Origin of the sequence: Kluyvera sp. (genome assembly GCF_047971185.1) — a bacterium.
GTDB lineage: Bacteria > Pseudomonadota > Gammaproteobacteria > Enterobacterales > Enterobacteriaceae > Kluyvera.
This window is the reverse complement of record NZ_JBKDZH010000014.1, coordinates 128,702-150,940: the sequence shown is the minus strand read 5'-3', so window position 1 is coordinate 150,940 and position 22,239 is coordinate 128,702. Positions and strand designations below refer to the sequence as shown.

Here is a 22,239-nt window from a genome sequence, read left to right as displayed (position 1 = left end):
TTATCCATTGTGATGATTTCCCAGAGTTCGAGTAGCCCGGCCGAGCGAAGCGACGCCGGGAGATATCAGGCTGCGGCCTTTTTCGTCATACTCAGAATAAACAGCAGCGCCGCGCAAAGCACCACGGAAGGGCCAGCTGGCGTGTCGTAGAACGCCGAGAACGTCAGCCCACCGGTCACTGCAATCATCCCAACGCCTACCGCCATCCCCGCCATCTGCTCCGGCGTACGAGCGAAGCGACGCGCCGTCGCTGCCGGGATAATCAGCAGTGAGGTGATTATCAGCGCCCCGACAAACTTCATCGCCACGCCGATGGTCAGCGCCGTCACCAGCATCAGCAGCAGCTTAACGCGCTGGAGCTTCACGCCGTCAACAAACGCCAGATCCGGGCTAATGGTCATCGACAGCAGGTTGCGCCACTGCCAGAACAGAATCGCCAGCACCACAATCACGCCGAGCGCGATTGCGATAAGGTCCTGTGGGGTCACCGCCAGCAGGTCGCCAAACAGATAGGCCATCAGGTCGACGCGAATGTTCGACATCAGGCTCACCACCACCAGGCCGAGCGACAGCGCGCTGTGGGCCATAATGCCGAGCAATGTATCGACCGCGAGGTGAGGGCGCTTCTCTAGCCACACCAGACCGGCGGCCAGCAGCAGTGTCACGGCGATCACCGCATAAAAGGGATTCACGTCCAGCAGTAAACCAAACGCCACGCCAAGCAGCGACGCGTGCGCCAGAGTGTCGCCAAAATAGGACATACGACGCCAGACCACGAACGAGCCCAGCGGGCCGGCAGCACACGCCAGCATCATTCCGGCAAGCCAGCCGGGAAGTAAAATTTCAATCATGACTGCCCATTTCCCCGACGTAAAACAATACGGCCCTGTAAATCGTGGCGGTGATTATGCTGATGGCGATAAATTCCCAGCTGCTCTGCGCCGCGTGGGCCAAACATCGAGATAAACTCCGGATGCATCGAGACGACGTCCGGCGTGCCGGAGCAGCAGATATGGTGGTTCAGACACAGCACATCGTCGGTTTTAGCCATCACCAGATGCAGGTCGTGAGACACCATCAGCACCGCGCAGTTAAGCTCCTGACGCAGCTGGTTAATCAGATCGTACAGCGCCACCTGGCCGTTGACGTCAACGCCCTGGGTGGGCTCATCGAGCACCAGCAGCTGCGGTTTATTCAGCAGCGCGCGCGCCAGCAGAACGCGCTGGGTTTCACCGCCAGAGAGCTTCTGCATCGGCGCATCCTGCAGGTGACCCGCCTGCACGCGTTTCAGCGCCGGCAGAATATCTTCTTTACGGGTTGCCGGGTGCAAACGTAAAAAACGCTTGACGGTCAGCGGTAATGTGGCGTCGAGGTGGACCTTCTGCGGAACATAGCCTATGCGCAGTTGTTTCTCGCGGACCACGACCCCTTCACTTGGGGCCACCAGGCCGAGGACCACGCGCACCAGCGTGGACTTACCCGCGCCATTAGGGCCAAGCAGCGTCAGAATGCGTCCTGGCTTAAGATTCAGTGAGATGTCGGAGAGCACCCGGCGTTGGCCGAAGGTGACGGAGACATTTTCCAGCGATACAAGATTCGTCATAGCAATTAGGGCTTGCACAAGATAGTGAATGTTATAATATCACACTTCTTTCATTCATTTCGAACAATAGACGCATTATGTTACAGAAAAATACGCTTCTTTTCGCAGCATTATCGATCGCGCTTTGGGGTACGGCAGCACAGCGTGTGGATGCCGCCGTGGCGGCTTCGCTGAAGCCGTTAGGATTCATCGCTTCAGCCATTGCCGACGGGGTTACCGAGACGCAGGTTTTACTGCCTGATGGCGCTTCAGAACACGATTATTCACTGCGTCCTTCTGATGTAAAACGCTTACAAAACGCGGACTTAGTCGTATGGATAGGTCCTGAGATGGAAGCGTTCATGGACAAGTCAACGCAAAGCATTCCCGATGCCAAAAAGGTCACGATTGCCCAGCTCGACGGCGTGAAACCGTTGCTCATGAAGGGGGGCGATGACGACGATCATGACCACGCTGAAGAAGCGGGACACGATCACGCTCACGGCGAAAAAGGTGACGCCCATCACCATCACGGCGACTATAACATGCATCTATGGCTTTCCCCAGAGATAGCGCGGCTTTCGGCGGTTGCAATCCATAACAAATTAGTGGAATTTATGCCCCAGAGTCGAGCCCGGCTTGACGCCAACCTGAAGGATTTTGAAGCCAATCTGGCCGCAACCGACAAGCAGGTGGCGAGCGAGCTGGCACCGGTGAAAGGAAAGGGGTATTTCGTTTTTCATGATGCCTATGGCTACTACGAAAAACACTACGGTTTGACGCCGCTTGGGCACTTCACCGTCAACCCTGAAATTCAACCCGGTGCGCAGCGTTTACATCAAATAAGAACACAGTTGGTTGAGCAAAAAGCAACCTGCGTTTTTGCTGAGCCACAATTCAGGCCCGCTGTCGTTGAATCGGTTGCGCGGGGAACGAGCGTCCGTATGGGAACGCTGGATCCTCTAGGCACCAATATACAGCTGAGCAAAGAGAGCTACCCGGCGTTTCTTGCCCAGTTGGCGACCCAGTATGCGAGCTGCCTGAAAGGAGATAAGTAAGGAAGTGAATACGTGCAGCAGATAGCCCGCTCTGTCGCCCTGGCATTTAATAATTTGCCGCGGCCCCACCGCGTTATGCTGGGGTCACTCACCGTTCTCACGTTGGCCGTCGCTGTATGGCGGCCTTACGTTTACCATCCAACCTCTTCATCACCCGTCACCCGGACGATTGAACTAGAGAAAAAAGAGATTCGTTCTCTGCTGCCGGAGGCCAGTGAGCCGATTGACCAGGCGGCGCAGGAAGACGAAGCCATCCCGCAGGATGAGCTTGACGATAAGATCGATAACGAAACCGGCGTGCATGAATATGTGGTATCCACGGGCGATACCCTGAGCAGCATTCTGAATCAGTACGGTATCGATATGGGGAATATCAGCCAGCTGGCTGCTGCTGATAAAGAACTGAAAAACATGAAGGTGGGCCAGCAGCTCTCCTGGACTCTGAACGATGATGGCGATCTCCAGCGTTTAACCTGGGAAATGTCGCGTCGTGAAACCCGTACCTACGATCGCGTGGCAAACGGTTTCAAAATGAGCAGCGAGATGCAGCAGGGCGACTGGGTAAACAGCCTGTTTAAAGGCACCGTCGGCGGCAGCTTCGTCTCCAGCGCCACCAGCGCGGGCTTAACCAGTGCGGAAGTCAGCGCCGTCATTAAAGCGATGCAGTGGCAGATGGACTTCCGTAAGCTGAAAAAGGGCGACGAGTTCTCGGTGCTGATGTCGCGTGAAATGCTCAACGGCAAGCGCGAACAGAGCCAGCTGCTGGGCGTGCGCTTACGTTCCGACGGCAAAGATTACTACGCGTTCCGCGCGGAAGACGGTAAATTCTACGACCGCGACGGTACCGGTCTGGCGAAGGGCTTCCTGCGCTTCCCGACCGCGCGCCAGTTCCGCGTGTCCTCTAACTTCAACCCGCGTCGCCTGAACCCGGTGACCGGGCGCGTTGCCCCTCACCGTGGCGTAGACTTCGCTATGCCGCAGGGGACGCCGGTGCTCGCCGTCGGTGACGGTGAAGTTGTCGTTGCCAAGCGTAGCGGCGCGGCCGGCTATTACGTGGCGCTGCGTCATGGTCGTACCTACACCACGCGTTACATGCACCTGCGTAAGTTGCTGGTGAAACCGGGTCAGAAGGTTAAACGTGGCGATCGTATTGCGCTGTCTGGCAACACCGGTCGTTCAACGGGCCCGCACCTGCACTATGAAGTGTGGATCAACCAGCAGGCGGTGAACCCGCTGACGGCGAAACTGCCGCGTACCGAAGGGCTGACCGGCTCCGACCGCACCGACTATCTGGCGCAGGTCAAAAAGGTTTTACCTCAGCTGCGTTTTGACTAGTTTCGTTTAAGAAGTATACGTTCAGAGCCGACGCCCAGATGGCGTCGGCTTTTTCTTTTGTGCGAAGCACCTCGCCTCGCTACACTATCTGATTATCCACACCGACCCGATGATTCGAACCTGGAACAGGCATGGAAACGAAAAAAAATACCAGTGAATACATTCCCGAGTTTGAGGAATCTTTTCGCCACCCGCGTTATTGGGGCGCCTGGTTAGGCGTGCTGGCGTTTGCGGGAATCGCTTACGTGCCGGCAAAAATTCGCGACCCGCTGCTGGGTAAACTTGGCCGTCTGGCCGGTAAGTTTGGTAAAAGCGCCCGTCGCCGCGCGCAGATCAACCTGCTGTACTGCTTCCCGGAAAAAAGCGCAGCCGAGCGCGAAGCGATTATTGATGAGATGTTTGCCACCGCGCCGCAGGCAATGGTGATGATGGCCGAGCTGGCGCTGAAAGGGCCGGAAAAAATTCTGCCGCGTCTCGATTGGCAGGGGCAGGAGATTATCGATGAAATGCGCCGCAACGGTGAAAACGTTATCTTCTTAGTCCCGCACGGTTGGGGCGTGGATATCCCGGCGATGGTGATGGCCTCGCAGGGGCAGAAGATGGCCGCCATGTTCCACAATCAGGGCAATAAGGTGTTCGACTACGTGTGGAATACCGTGCGTCGTCGCTTTGGCGGCCGCCTGCACGCGCGTAACGACGGTATCAAACCGTTTATCCAGTCGGTGCGTCAGGGCTACTGGGGCTATTATCTGCCGGATCAGGACCACGGCCCGGAGCACAGCGAGTTCGTCGATTTCTTTGCCACCTACAAGGCGACGCTGCCGGCGATTGGCCGCCTGATGAAAGTGTGTCGCGCGCGCGTGGTGCCGCTGTTCCCGGTTTATAACGGCGAGACCCATCGCCTGACGATTCTGGTGCGCCCGCCGATGGACGATCTGCTGGAAGCGGATGACAACACCATTGCCCGCCGCATGAACGAAGAGGTCGAGATCTTTGTCGGCCCGCACGCCGAGCAGTACACCTGGATTTTGAAGCTGTTGAAAACGCGTAAGCCCGGCGAAGTGGAGCCGTACCAGCGCAAAGAGCTCTTCCCCAGAAAATAAGCGTAGCCCGGCCGAGCAAAGCGACGCCGGGGCCAGCTCGGTGCTTCCCGGCGTCGCTTTGCTCGGCCGGGCTACACTATAAAAAAGCCCGGACACTGCCCGGGCTTTTGTCTTCTGAGGGGATTATTCGACGGTCAGAATACGGGTGGTGTTGGTTGAACCCACGGTGCTCATCACGTCGCCCTGGGTCACGATCACCAGGTCGCCAGACATCAGGTAGCCTTTGTCGCGCAGCAGGTTTACCGCGTCGTGAGCAGCGGCGACACCATCGCTGGCGCTGTCGAAGAACACCGGCGTGACGCCACGGTAAAGGGCGGTCAGGTTCAGCGTACGCTCGTGACGAGACATGGCGAAAATCGGCAGGCCGGAGGTGATGCGCGAGGTCATCAACGCGGTACGGCCGGATTCGGTCATGGTGATGATCGCAGTAACCCCTTTCAGGTGGTTTGCCGCATACATCGCCGACATGGCGATCGCTTCTTCGACGTTGTCGAACTGCACGTCCAGACGGTGTTTAGAGACGTTGATGCTCGGGATTTTTTCCGCGCCCAGGCACACACGCGCCATCGCCGCAACGGTTTCTGACGGGTACTGACCGGCCGCGGTTTCCGCAGACAGCATCACCGCATCGGTACCATCCAGCACGGCGTTCGCCACGTCCATCACTTCCGCACGGGTCGGCATCGGGTTGGTGATCATCGATTCCATCATCTGGGTTGCGGTGATGACCGTACGGTTCAGCTGACGTGCGCGACGAATCAACGCTTTCTGAATCCCAACCAGTTCCGGATCGCCAATTTCCACGCCGAGGTCGCCACGGGCAACCATCACCACGTCAGAGGCGAGGATGATGTCGTCCATCGCGTCCTGGCTACATACCGCTTCAGCACGCTCAACTTTGGAGACGATTTTGGCATCGCAGCCGGCTTCGCGGGCCAGGCGGCGAGCGTAGTTCAGGTCTTCGCCGCAGCGCGGGAAGGAGACCGCCAGATAGTCGACGCCGATTTTGGCTGCGGTCAGAATGTCGGCCTTGTCTTTTTCAGTCAGCGCTTCGGCTGACAGGCCGCCACCTAATTTGTTGATGCCTTTGTTGTTGGACAGTGGCCCGCCGACGGTGACTTCGGTGAACACCTTCATGCCCTGAACTTCCAGCACTTTTAACTGTACGCGGCCATCATCCAGCAGCAGGATGTCGCCCGGTACCACATCGGCAGGCAGACCTTTATAGTCGATACCCACTTTCTCTTTGTCGCCTTCACCTTTACCCAGGTTGGCGTCCAGCAGGAATTTGTCGCCGATGTTAAGGAAAACTTTGCCTTCTTTGAAGGTTGAAACGCGGATTTTTGGTCCTTGCAGATCGCCAAGGATGGCTACATGGCGCCCCAGTTTTGCTGCAATTTCGCGTACTTTGTCGGCACGAAGCTGATGATCTTCTGGCGTACCGTGAGAGAAATTCATACGTACGACGTTAGCACCGGCGGAAATCACCTTCTCGAGGTTGTTATCGCGGTCGGTTGCTGGGCCTAACGTGGTGACGATCTTGGTTCTGCGAAGCCTTCTGGACATGTAATACTCCGTTGACTAATACAACTCAGGTGTTGCGTGAACAGGAATTCGGCACTATGCCAATCATGGATTACCGAATGCTTAAATAGGTTACACTCTTTTTTATCGCTTTTAATGATTATCGCTGTGTGTTGATAATTCTTTATCAAAGCGCGATTCCTTCAGCGCTTCTTTGACTCGCTTCAAGTTATCCCGGAATTTCGCCCCGCGCCGCAGGGTAAAGCCGGTGGCCAGGACATCGATCACCGTCAGCTGCGCCAGCCGCGACACCATGGGCATGTAGATATCGGTATCTTCAGGGACATCCAGCGTGATGGCGAGGGTGGCCTCTCGGGCCAGCGGCGTGCCGGCGGAGGTGATGGCGATGACCATCGCATCGTTTTCCCTCGCCACCTGCGCGACTTCGACCAGGCTTTTGGTTCTACCGGTATGGGAAATCAGCACCACCACGTCGTCGTCGCTGCAATTCATACAGCTCATTCGTTGCAGAACGATGTCATCGGAATAGATGACCGGGACGTTAAAGCGAAAAAATTTGTTCATGGCGTCGTGGGCAACGGCGGCGGAAGAGCCTAGCCCAAAGAAGGCGATTTTCTTGGCCTGGGTCAGCAGATCCACCGCGCGATTTACCGCCGACATATCGAGCGATTGACGCACGTGCGCCAGGCTTGCCATGGCCGACTCAAAAATTTTGGCCGTGTAGGCCTCGACGCTGTCATCTTCGTCCACATTACGATTAACATACGGTGTACCGTTGGCCAGACTTTGGGCAAGATGCAGTTTAAAATCGGGAAAGCCTCGGGTCTCCAGGCTGCGGCAGAAGCGGTTAACCGTCGGTTCACTGACCTCAGCCTCAAGGGCGAGCGCGGCAATGCTTGAGTGGATTGCCTGTTCGGGAGCCGCCAGAATGACTTCTGCAACTTTTCGCTCGGATTTGCTAAGGTTTTCCAGTTGAGACTGGATTCTTTCCAGCATGTTCATCGTGACAAGGCGCTCATAGATTGAAACGATTCCATTAATGGGTGAAATCTGCAGGCGTTTTAGCAAGAATATACGCTTGAAGCGGGATGAAAAGTGAATAGGAACAGCAAAATATGTTGTTTTTTTTCATTACATGATCGGTGTCGTATTTTAACCGACGCCGCTCGGGCGAAAGAACGAACAAAATTGGCGAAATGCCTAACGCTGTGGCCGTGATGGTTCCGAATTGTGCGATCGGACGCGGTGAAAGGCGTTAAAGGGTTTCGGCAATTTCGTAAACACAGTACAGTGCACCGTAAGAAAATTACAACGATATCCGTCGTTTTCGGCAAAAGCTGAGTGACGGCGGGCAGATAGCCTGGCATAGAACCGGGAATATAAACTGAGGAGAATGACATGGCGGTAACGCAAACGGCCCAGGCATGCGATCTGGTCATTTTCGGCGCGAAGGGTGACTTGGCCCGCCGGAAACTGCTGCCTTCCCTGTATCAGCTGGAAAAAGCCGGCCAGATCAATCCGGAGACCCGGATTATCGGCGTCGGCCGTGCCGACTGGGATAAAGCGGCCTACACCAAAGTTGTCCGTGAAGCGCTCGAAACCTTCATGAAAGAGAAGATTGATGAAGGTTTGTGGAACACCCTCAGCGCGCGTCTTGATTTCTGCAACCTGGACGTTAATGATGCGCCGGCATTTGCGCGTCTTGGCGAGATGCTCGATCAAAAAAATCGTACCACCATCAACTATTTTGCGATGCCGCCAAGCACCTTTGGCGCCATCTGTCGCGGCCTGGGCGAAGCGAAGCTGAACGCCAAACCGGCGCGCGTGGTCATGGAAAAACCGCTGGGGACCTCACTGGAAACCTCACGTGAGATCAACGACCAGGTCGGCGAATACTTTGAAGAGTGCCAGGTTTACCGTATCGACCACTATCTGGGTAAAGAAACGGTGCTGAACCTGCTGGCGCTGCGCTTTGCCAACTCCCTGTTTGTGAACAACTGGGATAACCGCACGATCGATCATGTGGAAATCACCGTGGCCGAGGAAGTCGGGATCGAAGGCCGCTGGGGTTACTTCGACCAGGCCGGTCAAATGCGCGACATGATCCAGAACCACCTGCTGCAAATTCTGTGCATGATTGCGATGGCGCCGCCGTCCGATCTGAGCGCCGACAGCATTCGCGATGAGAAGGTGAAAGTGCTGAAGTCGCTGCGCCGTATCGACCGCAGCAACGTGCGTGATAAAACCGTCCGCGGCCAGTACACCGCCGGATTCGCCCAGGGGCAGAAAGTGCCGGGCTACCTCGAAGAAGAGGGCGCGAACAAATCCAGCAGCACGGAAACCTTCGTATCTATTCGCGTCGATATCGACAACTGGCGCTGGGCGGGCGTGCCGTTCTACCTGCGTACCGGTAAACGTCTGCCGACCAAATGCTCTGAAGTGGTGGTGTACTTCAAAAACCCTGAGCTGAACCTGTTCAAAGAGACCTGGCCGGAACTGCCGCAGAACAAGCTGACCATTCGTCTGCAGCCGGACGAAGGCGTGGATATTCAGATCCTCAACAAGGTGCCGGGTCTGGAGCACAAGCACAATCTGCAGGTGACCAAGCTGGATCTGAGCTACTCTGAAACCTTCAATCAGACGCACCTGGCCGATGCCTATGAGCGTCTGCTGCTGGAAACCATGCGCGGCATCCAGGCGCTGTTTGTGCGCCGCGATGAAGTCGAAGAAGCGTGGAAATGGGTCGACTCTATCACCGAAGCCTGGGCTAGCGATAAAGATGCGCCGAAACCGTATCAGGCCGGGACCTGGGGGCCAGTGGCATCCGTTGCCATGATCACCCGCGACGGCCGCTCCTGGAACGAGTTTGAGTAAGGCTTGCCGCTAATCCGGAAGGGTTATTTTACCGGTAACATGATCTAACACAGCAAGTCGTGCTTTTTTTACCCATTTAAGCCCCGGGAGGATTCACCCCCGGGGCTTTTTTTATTACACTGCGGGCAGACCATTGCCTCTGTGCTGCGCTATTCGGGCATTTATCGATAAGTCAGATCAATATAAATACCGTCATCAGCCGCAGCCTGGACAGAAAAAATTTAAGGAGCCTCTATGAACTCTGTAATGTTACGGGTAACAAATCGCATTATTGAACGCTCTCGCGATACGCGCGCGGCCTACCTCGCCCGTATTGAAAAGGCAAAAACTGAAACGGTTCACCGCTCTGAGCTTGCCTGTGGCAATCTGGCGCACGGTTTCGCCGCCTGTCAGCCAGACGATAAAGCGTCGCTGAAAAGCATGTTGCGTAACAATATCGCGATCATTACCTCCTATAACGATATGCTTTCTGCCCATCAGCCTTACGAACACTATCCGGACGTGATCCGCAAAGCGCTGCACAGCGTGAACGCGGTGGGCCAGGTTGCCGGTGGCGTACCGGCTATGTGCGACGGCGTGACGCAGGGCCAGGACGGGATGGAGCTTTCGCTGCTGAGCCGCGAAGTGATCGCCATGTCCGCTGCGGTCGGCCTGTCACACAACATGTTTGACGGCGCGCTGTACCTCGGCGTGTGCGACAAAATCGTCCCGGGGCTGGCAATGGCCGCGCTTTCCTTCGGCCACCTGCCGTCAATCTTTATTCCGTCAGGCCCAATGGCCAGCGGCCTGCCGAACAAAGAAAAAGTACGTATTCGCCAGCTCTATGCTGAAGGCAAGGTTGACCGTAACGCGCTGCTCGAATCCGAAGCGGCGTCCTACCACGCACCGGGCACCTGTACCTTCTACGGCACCGCCAACACCAACCAGATGGTGATTGAATTTATGGGCATGCAGCTGCCGGGCTCTTCGTTTGTTCACCCGGACGCACCGCTGCGCGCCGAGCTGACCGCCGCCGCGGCGCGTCAGGTCACCCGCATGACCGGTAACGGTAATGAATGGATGCCGCTGGGCAAAATGATCGATGAGAAAGTGGTGGTCAACGGTATCGTGGCGCTGCTGGCGACCGGCGGCTCCACCAACCACACCATGCACCTGGTGGCGATGGCGCGCGCGGCGGGCATCATCATCAACTGGGATGATTTCTCCGACCTGTCTGAGGTTGTGCCGCTGATGGCGCGCCTGTATCCGAACGGCCCGGCCGATATCAACCACTTCCAGGCCGCGGGCGGCGTGCCGGTGCTGGTACGCGAACTGCTGAAAGGCGGCCTGCTGCACGAAGACGTGAACACCGTTGCCGGTTTCGGTCTGTCTCACTACACAATGGAACCGTGGCTGAACGAAGGCAAGCTGGACTGGCGTGAAGGCGCTACCGCCTCGCTGGATGACAACATCATCGCCACCTTCGACAAACCGTTCTCGAAACATGGCGGCACCAAAGTGCTGAGCGGCAACCTTGGCCGTGCGGTGATGAAAACCTCCGCCGTGCCGGTAGAAAACCAGGTGATTGAAGCGCCTGCCGTTGTTTTTGAAAGTCAGCACGATGTGCTGCCGGCGTTCGAAGCGGGGCTGCTGGATAAAGATTGCGTAGTGGTTGTACGCCATCAAGGGCCAAAAGCGAACGGTATGCCAGAATTACATAAACTTATGCCGCCACTTGGTGTATTATTGGACCGCTGTTTCAAAATTGCGTTAGTCACTGATGGACGACTGTCTGGTGCATCCGGTAAAGTACCGTCAGCGATTCACGTAACCCCTGAAGCATATGACGGTGGCCTGCTGGCAAAAGTACGCGATGGCGACATGATCCGCGTGAACGGCCAGACCGGCGAGCTGACGCTGCTGGTTGATGACGCTGAACTGGCCGCACGCCAACCGCATATTCCTGATCTGAGCGCTTCGCGCGTGGGGACAGGCCGCGAACTGTTTGGCGCATTACGGGAAAAACTCTCCGGTGCAGAGCAGGGCGCAACCTGTATTACCTTTTAAGATGACACGTTTTGTAGATCTGGCGAGAGAAAATTTCTGATGAAAAACTGGAAAACAACGGCTGAAGCAATCCTGACCACTGGCCCGGTAGTGCCGGTAATCGTGGTTAACAAGCTTGAGCACGCAGTACCGATGGCAAAAGCGCTGGTTGCCGGTGGCGTTCGCGTACTGGAAGTGACGCTGCGTACCGACTGCGCGATGGACGCTATCCGCGCCATTGCGAAAGAAGTTCCGGACGCTATCGTTGGCGCGGGTACCGTGACTAACGCACAGCAGCTGAAAGAAGTGACCGACGCTGGCGCGCAGTTTGCTATCAGCCCGGGCCTGACCGACGAACTGCTGAAAGCGGCTACCGCTGGGACTATCCCGCTGATCCCGGGTATTAGCTCTGTTTCTGAACTGATGCTGGGTATGCAGCACGGCCTGAAAGAGTTCAAATTCTTCCCGGCTGAAGCGAACGGTGGCGTGAAAGCGCTGCAGGCGATCGCCGGTCCGTTCTCTCACATCCGTTTCTGCCCGACTGGCGGTATCTCTCCGGCTAACTACCGTGATTACCTGGCGCTGAAAAGCGTGCTGTGCATCGGCGGTTCCTGGCTGGTTCCGGCCGACGCGCTGGAAGCAGGCGACTACGATCGCATCACCAAGCTGGCTCGCGAAGCGGTTGAAGGCGCGAAGCTGTAAGGTGAATGACTTACCCGGCATCTTTACCGGGTAAGTCAGAAGGAAGGGCGGGTAAGCGTAAGCGACCCGCCTTTTTTTATCCCTGAACGTTAACCGCCGCGGCAGCGGCTTTTGCTCGTTCTACCGCGTCGTCAACGCTATCGCCGGTAGCCAGCGCCACGCCCATGCGGCGGGAACCGTCGATATCCGGCTTGCCGAACAGGCGCAGCTGGACGCCCGCACCGACCGCATGCTGTACGCCGTCAAAGGTGACGTTGCGGCTGGAGAGCGACGGCAGCAGCACGGCCGAGGCGGAAGGGCCGTATTGCCGAATGGCGCCAACCGGCAGTCCGAGGAAAGCGCGGACGTGCAGCGCGAACTCTGAAACATCCTGCGAAATCAGCGTCACCATCCCGGTATCGTGCGGGCGCGGAGAAACTTCGCTGAACACCACATCATCGCCGCAGACGAACAGCTCAACGCCAAACAGACCGTAGCCGCCAAGCGCCAGCACCACGTCGCGGGCGATGGTTTGCGCGCGCTCCAGCGCCACTTCGCTCATCTGCTGCGGCTGCCAGGACTCGCGGTAATCGCCATCTTCCTGGCGGTGACCAACCGGCGCGCAGAAGTGGACGCCGTCCACGGCGTTGACGGTCAGCAGGGTAATTTCGAAATCAAAATTGACCACCCCTTCCACGATCACGCGACCAGCACCGGCGCGGCCGCCTTCCTGCGCATATTGCCACGCCTGGGCGAGCTGCGCTTCATGACGAATAAAGGTCTGCCCTTTACCGGACGAGCTCATCACCGGCTTGACGATGCACGGCAGGCCGATCTCCTCCACCGCCTGACGAAACTGCGCTTCGCCGTCGGCAAAGCGATAGGCCGAGGTCGGCAGGTTGAGGGTTTCGGCCGCCAGACGACGGATGCCTTCGCGGTTCATGGTCAGTTTGGTGGCCCGTGCGCAGGGCACCACGTGCTGGCCTGCCTGCTCCAGTTCAATCAGCATATCGGTGGCGATAGCTTCAATTTCTGGCACGATAAAGTCCGGTTTTTCTAATTCAACCAGCGCTTTCAGCGCCGCGCCGTCAAGCATGTTAATCACGTGGGAACGATGCGCGACGTGCATCGCCGGGGCGTCGGCGTAGCGGTCAACGGCGATGGTTTCGATGCCTAACCGCTGGCATTCAATCGCCACTTCTTTGCCTAACTCACCCGAACCCAGAAGCATTACGCGCGTCGCCGCCGGACGCAGAGCTGTGCCTAATAACGTCATTTTACCTTATCCACCGTCTTACTAAAATTTGGCTCATTATAAACGAAAACGTTTGCGTCTGTCTCGCTCACCGCGGTCAGAGGTTGCTATCGCTGGATATTTGCGCATCTTTATCTGGCATAGACATATCCTGACATCTGCTCGCATAGGCTGATCTTCTCACCTATTTCTACTGGAGGTCGTATGTCAGGCTGGCTTAATCAACTGCAATCCCTGCTGGGGCAAAAATCAGGTTCCGGGAAAAGCGATCTTAGCCAAATGCTGGTGCCCGGCGCGTTAGGCGGGCTGGCCGGGTTGCTGGTGGCCAGTAAGTCGTCGCGTAAGATGCTGGCGAAATACGGCACCGGCGCGCTGCTGGCGGGCGGTGGGGCGGTTGCCGGCAGCGTGTTGTGGAACAAGTATAAAGACAAACTGCGCGCCGACCCGCAAACGGCGACGAAATACGGCGAACCGTCGGCGCCGCTGGATGTTCGCAGCGAGCGGCTGATTCTGGCGCTGGTCTTCGCGGCGAAGAGCGATGGGCATATCGATGCCAAAGAGCAGCAGGCCATTGAACAGCAGCTGCGCGAAGCGGGAATCGAAGAGCAGGGGCGGGCGCTGATTGCCCAGGCGATTGAACAACCGCTGGACCCTGAGCGGCTGGCGCGCGACGTCCACAATGAAGAAGAGGCGCTGGAGCTGTATTTTATCAGCTGTGCGGCGATCGATATCGATCACTTTATGGAGCGCAGCTATCTGAACGCGCTGGGCGATGCCCTGAAGCTGCCGCAGGAAGTGCGTGAAGGCATAGAACGAGATTTACAGCAGCAAAAACAGCAACTTTAATGGTTTTTATCACCGCTTTTGCTTGCATCATCGTTTAATTTGTCCACCCTTATAGGGTGTGACTAAAACAGAAGAATAACGAGATGCCGCCAAAAGCAAAACGGATCCCCCACGCCATGACGTTGCATGGCGATACGCGCGTTGATAACTACTACTGGCTGCGCGATGACACGCGCGCTAAGCCAGCGGTTATCGACTATTTACAGCAGGAAAATGCCTACGGCCGACAGGTGATGTCATCCCAGCAAAGCCTACAGGATCGTGTGCTGAAAGAGATTGTCGACCGGATACCGCCGCGCGAGGTCTCCGCGCCGTACATCAAAAACGGCTATCGCTACCGCCAGGTCTTCGAGCCGGGGCGTGAATATGCCCTCTATCAGCGCCAGAAGCTGGGGGAAGAGTCGTGGTCGCTGCTGATTGATGAAAATAAGCGGGCGGCGCGCAGCGAATTTTATACCCTCGGCGGGCTGAACGTTGCCCCTGACAACAACCTGCTGGCGGTAACCGAAGATTTCCTCTCTCGCCGCCAGTATGGGTTACGCATTCGCCATCTGGAAAATGAAACCTGGCTGCCGGAGGTGATCGAAGACGTGTCGCCCGGCGTGGTGTGGGCCAATGACTCCCGCTCGCTCTATTACGTACGCCAGCACCCGACGACGCTGCTGCCGTGGCAGGTGTGGCGTCATCAGGTGGGCGAGTCAAGCGAGCAGGATACGCTTATCTATGAAGAGCAGGATGACACGTTCTACGTCAGCCTGCATAAAACATCGTCACGCCAGTACGTGGTGATCGCGCTGTCCAGCGCAACGACCAGCGAAATGCTGCTGGTGGATGCCGATCGGCCGGATGCCAGACCGCAGACGTTTTTAGCCCGTCGTAAGGATCATGAATATGGTATCGATCACTACCAGGGCCATTTTTACATTCGCTCTAACCGCGAAGGTAAAAACTTTGGCCTCTACCGCGGCGTCAGCGGAGAAGAGCGCGACTGGCAGACGCTGATCGCCGCGCGCGAGACGGTGATGCTGGAAGACTTTACGCTGTTTCGCGACTGGCTGGTGGTGGAAGAGCGTCAGCGGGGCTTAACCAGCCTGCGGCAGATTCATCGTCAAACGCATCAGGAAACGGCGATCGCCTTTGACGATCCGGCCTATGTCACCTGGATTGCCTACAACCCGGAGCCAGAAACCGCCTGCCTGCGCTACGGCTACTCGTCGATGACCACCCCGGATAGCCTGTTTGAGCTGGATATGGATAGCGGCGAACGTCGCGTGCTCAAGCAGCAGGAAGTTAAAGGCTTTGACGCCAGCCGCTACCGCAGCGAACGCCTGTGGATCGCCGCCCGTGATGGCGTGGAAGTGCCGGTGTCGTTGGTTTATCGTCAGGAACATTTCCGCCGCGGAAAGAACCCGCTGCTGGTCTACGGCTACGGTTCGTACGGCGCCAGCATGGACGCCGATTTCAGCAGCAGCCGTCTTAGCCTGCTCGATCGCGGCTTTGTGTTTGCGATCGCCCATATTCGCGGCGGCGGCGAGCTGGGGCAGCAGTGGTACGAAGACGGGAAATTCCTCAAAAAGCAAAACACCTTCAACGACTACCTCGATGTCTGCGATGCGCTGCTGGCGAAGGGCTACGGCGCGCCGGAGCTGTGTTACGGCATGGGCGGTAGCGCGGGCGGGATGCTGATGGGAACGGCGATCAACGAGCGCCCTGAGCTGTTCCACGGCGTGGTGGCGCAGGTGCCGTTTGTGGACGTGGTGACCACTATGCTCGATGAGTCCATTCCGCTCACCACCGGCGAGTTTGAGGAGTGGGGCAATCCGCAGGATGAAACCTACTATCGTTACATGAAATCCTACAGCCCCTATGACAACGTCCGCCCGCAGGCGTACCCGAACCTGCTGGTCACCAGCGGTTTACACGACTCGCAGGTGCAGTACTGGGAACCGGCGAAATGGGTGGCGAAGCTGCGCGAGCTGAAGGTGGATGATAACCTGCTGCTGCTGTGTACTGAAATGGATGCGGGCCACGGCGGTAAGTCCGGGCGCTATAAGAGCTATGAAGGAGTGGCGCTGGAATATGCCTTTCTGATAGCCCTGGCGCAAGGGACGCTGCCAGGGCGCACGGAGCGCTAGCTATTGGCCTAGATAGTGCTTCAGCGTTAAGCGCAGCTCCGGGCTCATGCGATCGAGGTTGTTAAACAGCCAGCGCAGGTAGCCCGGATCGTTTTTCGCCACTTCAGCCACTTCCTGCCCGCGATATTTGCCGAAGGTGAAGGTGCGCAGCAGCGCCGGACGCCCGGTCACGTCAACCATCTGTTCTGGCGTCCAGCCTGAGGTTTGCATGATATCAATCAGCAGCGCGGCGGTGATGTAGCAGTCGTACAGCGCGCGGTGGTGGTGTAAACCCGGCGGCGTCGCTACGCTGAGCTTACGGGATTTGTACAGCGCCATGTTGCTGTACTTAATGCCCGGCCACAGGCGACGCGCCATCTTCATGGTGCAAATCCACTCGCCGTCCATCTCCGGCAGCACCCGGCGGTCAAAGCTGGCGTTATGCGCGACGTACCAGGGGCTTCCCTGATAGAACGGCACCACCTCTTCAATCCATGGTTTATCGGCGACCATCTCTTCGGTAATACGGTGAATCGCCATCGCCTGCGCGCTGATGGGGCGATCGGGGCGGACCAGATGACTCATGGAGTTGACGATTTGACCGTCAATAACGTCGACGGAGGCAATTTCAACGACGCCTCCTTGCAGGTCACAGGTTTCGGTATCGATAACGCGCAGCATGGCGAACTCCCGGCCAAAACGACTAGCGTAATGGAATGATCTCGCCTTGCCAACCCTGGGCGCTTTTTCTGCCGGTTAACAGCAGCTCGCCGCCGTCGGCGCGAACGATCAGCTGGCCGTTTTCATCCCACAGCGCGCTGCCGCCGGAAAAGGTCCCGCTGGCGTAGTTCGATTTCAATACGGCGATGGCGTACTTGTGGGCGAAACGCTGGAGGCGCTGAGTGGTGCGCTGCTGCTGCGGTTCCGCCATGCAGCTTACGGTTGCCAGCAGGGACGCCTGTGGCGAGAGTTCGCAGCCTTCGTGATTCAGCTCGAAAACGCTCATCTGGTCTGACTCGGGTGCCAGGCAGGTGCCGTGACCCTGTTGCTGTTTACGCGGCGTGGTGGCATCGGGGGCGAAAATCACAATCCCCTTAATCCGCTTGCCGTCGTTTTCCATCGGCAGCCCGGCGATGATCGTCATCTGGTGGCGCTGGGCGGCGTCGTGCAGCGGCTGCAGCTGGTTGTCACACGGCGGCGCGGGCAGCGTTTGCTCATTGTTGGGGCCGGTGAGGGAGAGTTCAGGGAAAATCAGCACTTTACACGCCTGCTCGGCGGCGGCGTCGATAAAGCGCAGATGGTGGATGATGTTTTCGGCGACATCACCCTTTCGGGGCGCATATTGCGCTGCGGCGATAGTCCATGTCAGCATTGTTGCGTCCTTCAACACGTTGTCAGCGAGTCTTTATTCTGGAACAGAATAACAATCTGTATGTAAGGAATTGTAACTATCGGTAATAATTATTTCGATTTTGGCTCGTACGGCAGACGAGAGAGGTTGACTGAGGCCAGACGATGGGCAATCAACCGCTCGCGAAACCAGTCACGTAGATGCGCCGGCTGCTCGCGTTCGACAACTTCGGCCACGACCGGCATGTTGTAGCGCTCTTTAAATGCCACCCCCGCCGCGGCAAGATCGACGTTCACTTTGTCCATTTCCTGCTGGGGTAGGGTGGCCAGATTGGTTTGCATGGTTTTCTCCTTGGGATGAGGCGCAAAAGTTACTAAGAGTCTCGCAAAATGGCAAGTCCAGAGGGCGCTCATCTCGACGTGAACATTATACAGCGTTATTCTTTGACTTAAATTGATAACAAAAGGGAATGATGGAAATGAAATTCACCGCACCTCGCACGCTCTGCACGACGCTGTTTCTCATTGGGGCCTTCAGCGCCTCGCCCGTCTGGGCCCACGCCCACCTGCAACAACAAACGCCGGCCGCCAACGCCGAAGTCAGCGCCGCGCCGCAGGCGCTGACGCTAACGTTCTCTGAGGGCATTGAGGCTAACTTTAGCGGCGTGACGCTGACCGGCCCGGACCAACAGCCGGTTGCCACCGGTAAGGCGGCGCGCAGCGAGAGTGACAAAACGCAGCTGGTTGTGCCGCTGACTCAGCCGCTGACGTCCGGTCTGTATACCGTTAAGTGGCACGTGGTGTCGGTGGACGGACACAAGACCAAAGGCCAGTACCAGTTTAGCGTGAAGTAATGATGTTAACGGCACTCTATATAGGCCTGCGGTTTGTCCATTTTGCCTCGCTGATGGTGGCCTTTGGCTGCACGCTTTACGCGGGCTGGTGGGCACCGTCTGCGCTACGGCGGCTGCTGATTCAACGCTTCTCGCAGCTGCTGCGCAGCGCGCTGGTGCTGAGCGTGCTTTCGGCCATGCTGATGCTGGTGGTGCAGGGCGGGCTGATGGGCGACGGCTGGACGGACACCTGGCGCCCGGAGATCTGGCAGGCGGTACTGCACACGCAGTTTGGCAGCGTCTGGCTATGGGAAATCGTGCTGGCATGGGTCGCGCTGGGCATTGCCTGGGTGCAGCCGCGTCAGATGATGCGGCGGCTTTTGCTTCTCTGCGCCGCGCAGTTTATCCTGCTGGCCGGCGTCGGCCATGCCGCGATGTTTGACGGGGCCGCCGGGGTGCTACAGCGCACCAATCACGCGGTGCATTTAGTCTGCGCGGCAGCGTGGGTAGGGGGGCTGGTTCCCTTTTTGTACTGCCTGCGGCTGGCAAAAGGCCGTTGGCGCAAGCCGGCGATTATGACCATGATGCGCTACTCCCGCTATGGGCATCTGGCCGTAGCCGCAGCGGTGGCTACGGGGCTGGTGAATGCCTGGATGATTCAGGGCGGCTTTACCGCTCAGACGCCCTATGGCATCGCGCTGTGGGTGAAAGCAGGACTGGTCGCGATGATGATCGTGATGGCGCTACTGAACCGCTATGTTCTCGTGCCGCGGTTGACGGCGGCGGAGGGATGGGCGCAGCGCGTCTTTTTACGAACGACGCAGGTGGAGATTGTTTTGGGGGCGCTGGTGCTGGCGTGCGTCAGTCTTTTCGCCACCTGGGAACCTTTTTAATTGAACTGGCGAATTATGAAAAAGATTATTCTCTCTTTGTTGTTACTCACCGCAGCCAACAGTGCGCTGGCGGCGCAGGTCATTACCGTGAGCCGCTTTGAGGTCGGGAAAGATAAGTGGGCGTTTAACCGCGAAGAGGTCATGCTGACCTGTCGTGCGGATAAGGCGCTGTACGTGATTAACCCGAGCACGCTGGTGCAGTATCCGCTGAACGATATCGCCGAGCAGCAGGTCAAGGCCGGGAAAACCCAGGCGCAGCCGCTGAGCGTGATTCAGGTTGACGACCCGCAGCAGCCGGGGGTGAAGATGAGCCTCGCACCGTTTATTGAGCGCGCAGAGAAGCTTTGCTAACCGGCAGAATATCTGTTTGATAAACAATAAAAAACCGCAATCATTCTCATGGAATGGCTGCGGTTTTTTTATGTTATGCCGTTTATTTGACGAAAATTTTCCCCTCACACGGGTTGTGGACTGGAAAAGCTGTCACGGTCATCTATTCTTATAAAGCATGGCGACTGAGCCTGCATTAATGCCAACTTTTAGCGCACGGCTCTCTCCCAAGAGCCATTTCCCTGGACCGAATACAGGAATCGTATTCGGTCTCTTTTTATTCCCCTTATCCATCACCGTGTTACAAGGGGAGTCCGAAATCATCGCTCATGCCTGAATTTCGGTCTTCTTGGTTATATCACAACCAAATTGTATTTAACATTTTTTTTACAGGAAAATTTTACGTATCACCTAAACTTTTTCTCCGCCTGCGCTGAAGCCTGAACCGTGGGCCTGGCCGAAGAACGCGAGCGTCTGTTCCAGGTTTCGGGCTTGCTCCTCCAGTGACGTGGCGGCGGCGGAAATCTGCTGCACCAGCGAGGCATTTTGCTGGGTGACGCTGTCCATTTGGTTGACCGCGACGCTCACCTGGCTGACGCCTTTTTCCTGCTCGTCCAGCGCCTGCACGATTTCAGCAATCACCTGATGGACATTGGTAACCGAGACGATGATTTTTTGCATAATCGCACCGGTTTCATTGACCAGCGCTACCCCCTGGCTGACGCGGCCTGAGGATTCCGCAATGAGTCCGGAAATCTCTTTCGCCGCATTGGCGCTACGCTGCGCAAGGCTACGCACTTCGCCAGCCACCACGGCAAACCCTCGGCCCTGCTCGCCAGCGCGAGCCGCTTCAACCGCGGCATTGAGCGCCAGAATATTCGTCTGGAACGCAATGCTGTCGATAATGCTGTTGATATCACCAATTTTATGCGCGCTTTCATCGATCTTTCCGATGATGTCCACCACCTCGTTGACCAGCGATTCTCCTTGTTCAGCAATGGTTTCCGCGTCCTGGGTGAGCATCGTGGCCTTCGAGGCGTTATCGGCATTATTTTTCACCGCGACCGAGATCTGTTCCATGCTGGCAGCCGTTTGGACAATCGCTGCGGCTTGCTCTTCGGTGCGAGACGCCAGATCGAGGTTACCCGCGGCGATTTCGCTACTGCCCGTCCTTACCGAGTTGCTGGCATCGGTGATACTACCGACAATGCGTTTGAGTTCGGATTGCATGGTGTGGAGCGCATAGAAGATGCTGCTATTGTCACCAGGCTGCACGGGAATCGGGTTGCTTAAATCCCCCTGTGAGACGGACAGGGCAATCTCGGAGGCCTCTGCGGGTTCTCCGCCTACCGGGCGCGCAACTTTGCGAGTGAAGACCAGCGCCACCACCATGCTGACAGCGATAATGCTGATAATCATCAGGATTATCGCGTTACGCAGGCTATGCCATGCTTCCGCCATCACCACGCTGACCGGGGCAATAATCGCCAGCTTCCACGGTGTCTGGCTGTTGCCAATCTCGATGGATTGCCAGGTCACAAACGCAGGTTCTCGCAAAATAGGGTCGTTGATTCGGAGCACCTCTTCCCCGGATATTGTGCCGCTCCAGGGCGCGCCGGTCATGCTGGCGTCGGGGCTGAAAATAACTTTGTTATCCGCCGACAGCAGCAAGGCGTAGCCGACCCCTTGCCACGGTTTGATGGCGCCAATCATCTGCTGCAGCGTGGCCAGCGAAAAATCGGAGGTCACGGAACCCTGGAATTTACCGTTATGGATAATGGGCGCCGCAATGGACGTCAGCATCACATCAACGCCGTTATAGGGGTAGATGTACGGTTCAATGATGACATCTTTCTGTCGCTGGCGCGGCAGCAGATAGTAATCACCGCTGCCCGGCGTTTCGTAATCATCCAGATTATGTAGCGCGGGATTGCCGCTGTTATCCCGGTCGGTATAGCGGGCATAACGTCCTGCGGGATCCTGGCCCGGCTGGCCAGCGAAATCAGCATCTTTACCATCAAAAGCATTGGGTTCGAAGGTGAGCGACATTGACAGGAAGCTGTCGTAGTGGCGAAGCTGATCGGCCAGTAGCTGGTCGAGCGCGCGACGATCGGTCAAACCCGCCTGATGTAAAGACCAGGCGCTAATACCCAGATCACGCGATGCGGTCAGGGCTTCATCCAGCTGGCTTTTTACGCGTAGCGCTTCGGTCTGTGAAATTTGCTGTAGATGCTTTTCTGCAACGGCTTGTTGTTGATTCATTGATTGCCAGAGCAGCAGTCCAATGGTGAGCAGAAAACCGGCTGTAATCGTGATAAATATCGACGCCAGCATGAGCGTTCTGGTGGTTAGTTTTTTTCGTGTACTCATCTTCCCTCGCCTGTAACTGACAACGTGGTAAATACATTCACCCCA

The 22,239-nt window shown here is 57.0% G+C and carries 20 protein-coding genes; 11 read left to right on the top strand and 9 right to left on the bottom strand.

From position 1 onward, the window contains the following. Positions 1-65: 65 nt before the first annotated feature. Entirely contained in the window at positions 66-851 is a 786-nt protein-coding gene (gene znuB / locus ACK5JN_RS03305; RefSeq protein WP_416868848.1) for a zinc ABC transporter permease subunit ZnuB, read from the bottom strand. After that, the gene (znuC, locus tag ACK5JN_RS03300; protein WP_416868847.1) at positions 848-1,603 is read right to left on the bottom strand and encodes a zinc ABC transporter ATP-binding protein ZnuC; all 756 of its coding nucleotides are present in this window, start codon (positions 1,601-1,603) and stop codon (positions 848-850) included. Before znuC ends, znuB begins: the two co-directional genes overlap by 4 nt. 77 nt (positions 1,604-1,680) lie before the next feature. Between znuC and znuA the strand changes: the two genes are divergently transcribed. The 3 genes from znuA (at position 1,681) to lpxM (ending at position 5,078) form a co-directional block, all read left to right on the top strand. Beyond that, on the top strand, positions 1,681-2,640 hold the full coding sequence (znuA, locus tag ACK5JN_RS03295; RefSeq protein ID WP_416868846.1) for a zinc ABC transporter substrate-binding protein ZnuA: 960 nt from the start codon (positions 1,681-1,683) through the stop codon (positions 2,638-2,640). 12 nt (positions 2,641-2,652) lie between these two features. Continuing rightward, positions 2,653-3,975 (top strand): murein DD-endopeptidase MepM, encoded by a 1,323-nt coding sequence (mepM, locus tag ACK5JN_RS03290; RefSeq protein ID WP_416868845.1) that lies wholly within the window; start codon positions 2,653-2,655, stop codon positions 3,973-3,975. A 131-nt stretch (positions 3,976-4,106) separates the two neighbouring features. Then, complete coding sequence (gene lpxM / locus ACK5JN_RS03285; protein ID WP_416868844.1) at positions 4,107-5,078, top strand: lauroyl-Kdo(2)-lipid IV(A) myristoyltransferase; 972 nt, start codon at positions 4,107-4,109, stop codon at positions 5,076-5,078. A 123-nt stretch (positions 5,079-5,201) separates the two neighbouring features. On the opposite strand, the gene pyk is transcribed toward lpxM, so the two are convergent. Both pyk and ACK5JN_RS03275 read right to left on the bottom strand, forming a co-directional pair. Then, positions 5,202-6,644, bottom strand: a complete 1,443-nt coding sequence (pyk, locus tag ACK5JN_RS03280; protein WP_416868843.1) for a pyruvate kinase — start codon at positions 6,642-6,644, stop codon at positions 5,202-5,204. A gap of 111 nt (positions 6,645-6,755) precedes the next feature. Further along, entirely contained in the window at positions 6,756-7,625 is an 870-nt protein-coding gene (locus ACK5JN_RS03275; protein WP_064544714.1) for a MurR/RpiR family transcriptional regulator, read from the bottom strand. A gap of 396 nt (positions 7,626-8,021) precedes the next feature. On the opposite strand from ACK5JN_RS03275, the gene zwf reads away from it, so the two are divergent. The 3 genes from zwf to ACK5JN_RS03260 all read left to right on the top strand — a co-directional run bounded on the left by zwf (position 8,022) and on the right by ACK5JN_RS03260 (position 12,224). Then, the gene (gene zwf, locus ACK5JN_RS03270; protein ID WP_416868842.1) at positions 8,022-9,497 is read left to right on the top strand and encodes a glucose-6-phosphate dehydrogenase; all 1,476 of its coding nucleotides are present in this window, start codon (positions 8,022-8,024) and stop codon (positions 9,495-9,497) included. Positions 9,498-9,731: 234 nt separating this feature from the next. Further along, positions 9,732-11,543: a phosphogluconate dehydratase gene (gene edd / locus ACK5JN_RS03265; RefSeq protein WP_416868841.1), complete on the top strand. Its 1,812-nt coding sequence runs from the start codon at positions 9,732-9,734 to the stop codon at positions 11,541-11,543. A gap of 39 nt (positions 11,544-11,582) precedes the next feature. Next, the gene (locus tag ACK5JN_RS03260) at positions 11,583-12,224 is read left to right on the top strand and encodes a bifunctional 4-hydroxy-2-oxoglutarate aldolase/2-dehydro-3-deoxy-phosphogluconate aldolase (protein WP_064544721.1); all 642 of its coding nucleotides are present in this window, start codon (positions 11,583-11,585) and stop codon (positions 12,222-12,224) included. 76 nt (positions 12,225-12,300) lie between these two features. Here the strand turns inward: ACK5JN_RS03260 and purT are convergent, their stop codons facing one another. Beyond that, on the bottom strand, positions 12,301-13,479 hold the full coding sequence (purT, locus tag ACK5JN_RS03255; RefSeq protein ID WP_416868840.1) for a formate-dependent phosphoribosylglycinamide formyltransferase: 1,179 nt from the start codon (positions 13,477-13,479) through the stop codon (positions 12,301-12,303). A gap of 183 nt (positions 13,480-13,662) precedes the next feature. On the opposite strand from purT, the gene ACK5JN_RS03250 reads away from it, so the two are divergent. Both ACK5JN_RS03250 and ptrB read left to right on the top strand, forming a co-directional pair. Continuing rightward, complete coding sequence (locus ACK5JN_RS03250) at positions 13,663-14,304, top strand: tellurite resistance TerB family protein (RefSeq protein WP_416868839.1); 642 nt, start codon at positions 13,663-13,665, stop codon at positions 14,302-14,304. A gap of 83 nt (positions 14,305-14,387) precedes the next feature. After that, on the top strand, positions 14,388-16,439 hold the full coding sequence (gene ptrB, locus ACK5JN_RS03245; protein WP_416868838.1) for an oligopeptidase B: 2,052 nt from the start codon (positions 14,388-14,390) through the stop codon (positions 16,437-16,439). Here the strand turns inward: ptrB and exoX are convergent, their stop codons facing one another. From exoX to ACK5JN_RS03230, 3 genes are all read right to left on the bottom strand, one after another. Then, positions 16,440-17,099, bottom strand: a complete 660-nt coding sequence (gene exoX / locus ACK5JN_RS03240) for an exodeoxyribonuclease X (RefSeq protein WP_416868837.1) — start codon at positions 17,097-17,099, stop codon at positions 16,440-16,442. A gap of 22 nt (positions 17,100-17,121) precedes the next feature. Beyond that, positions 17,122-17,790 carry a nitrilase-related carbon-nitrogen hydrolase gene (locus ACK5JN_RS03235; RefSeq protein ID WP_416868836.1) on the bottom strand — a complete coding sequence of 223 codons (669 nt, stop codon included), beginning with the start codon at positions 17,788-17,790 and terminating at the stop codon, positions 17,122-17,124. An 89-nt stretch (positions 17,791-17,879) separates the two neighbouring features. Continuing rightward, positions 17,880-18,110, bottom strand: a complete 231-nt coding sequence (locus ACK5JN_RS03230; RefSeq protein WP_416868835.1) for a DNA polymerase III subunit theta — start codon at positions 18,108-18,110, stop codon at positions 17,880-17,882. A gap of 137 nt (positions 18,111-18,247) precedes the next feature. Between ACK5JN_RS03230 and yobA the strand changes: the two genes are divergently transcribed. The 3 genes from yobA to ACK5JN_RS03215 are packed head-to-tail and all read left to right on the top strand — an operon-like array spanning position 18,248 to position 19,845. Then, positions 18,248-18,622, top strand: coding sequence for a CopC domain-containing protein YobA (yobA, locus tag ACK5JN_RS03225; RefSeq protein WP_416868834.1), 375 nt, complete (start codon positions 18,248-18,250; stop codon positions 18,620-18,622). Positions 18,623-18,624: 2 nt separating this feature from the next. Next, a complete protein-coding gene (gene copD / locus ACK5JN_RS03220) occupies positions 18,625-19,494 on the top strand; it encodes a copper homeostasis membrane protein CopD (protein ID WP_416868854.1) in 870 nt (289 codons plus the stop codon). Positions 19,495-19,506: 12 nt separating this feature from the next. Then, positions 19,507-19,845 carry a YebY family protein gene (locus ACK5JN_RS03215; RefSeq protein ID WP_416868853.1) on the top strand — a complete coding sequence of 113 codons (339 nt, stop codon included), beginning with the start codon at positions 19,507-19,509 and terminating at the stop codon, positions 19,843-19,845. A gap of 390 nt (positions 19,846-20,235) precedes the next feature. Here ACK5JN_RS03215 and ACK5JN_RS03210 read toward each other — a convergent pair whose 3' ends face one another. Further along, the gene (locus ACK5JN_RS03210) at positions 20,236-22,194 is read right to left on the bottom strand and encodes a methyl-accepting chemotaxis protein (RefSeq protein WP_416868833.1); all 1,959 of its coding nucleotides are present in this window, start codon (positions 22,192-22,194) and stop codon (positions 20,236-20,238) included. Between the last annotated feature and the right edge of the window lie 45 nt (positions 22,195-22,239).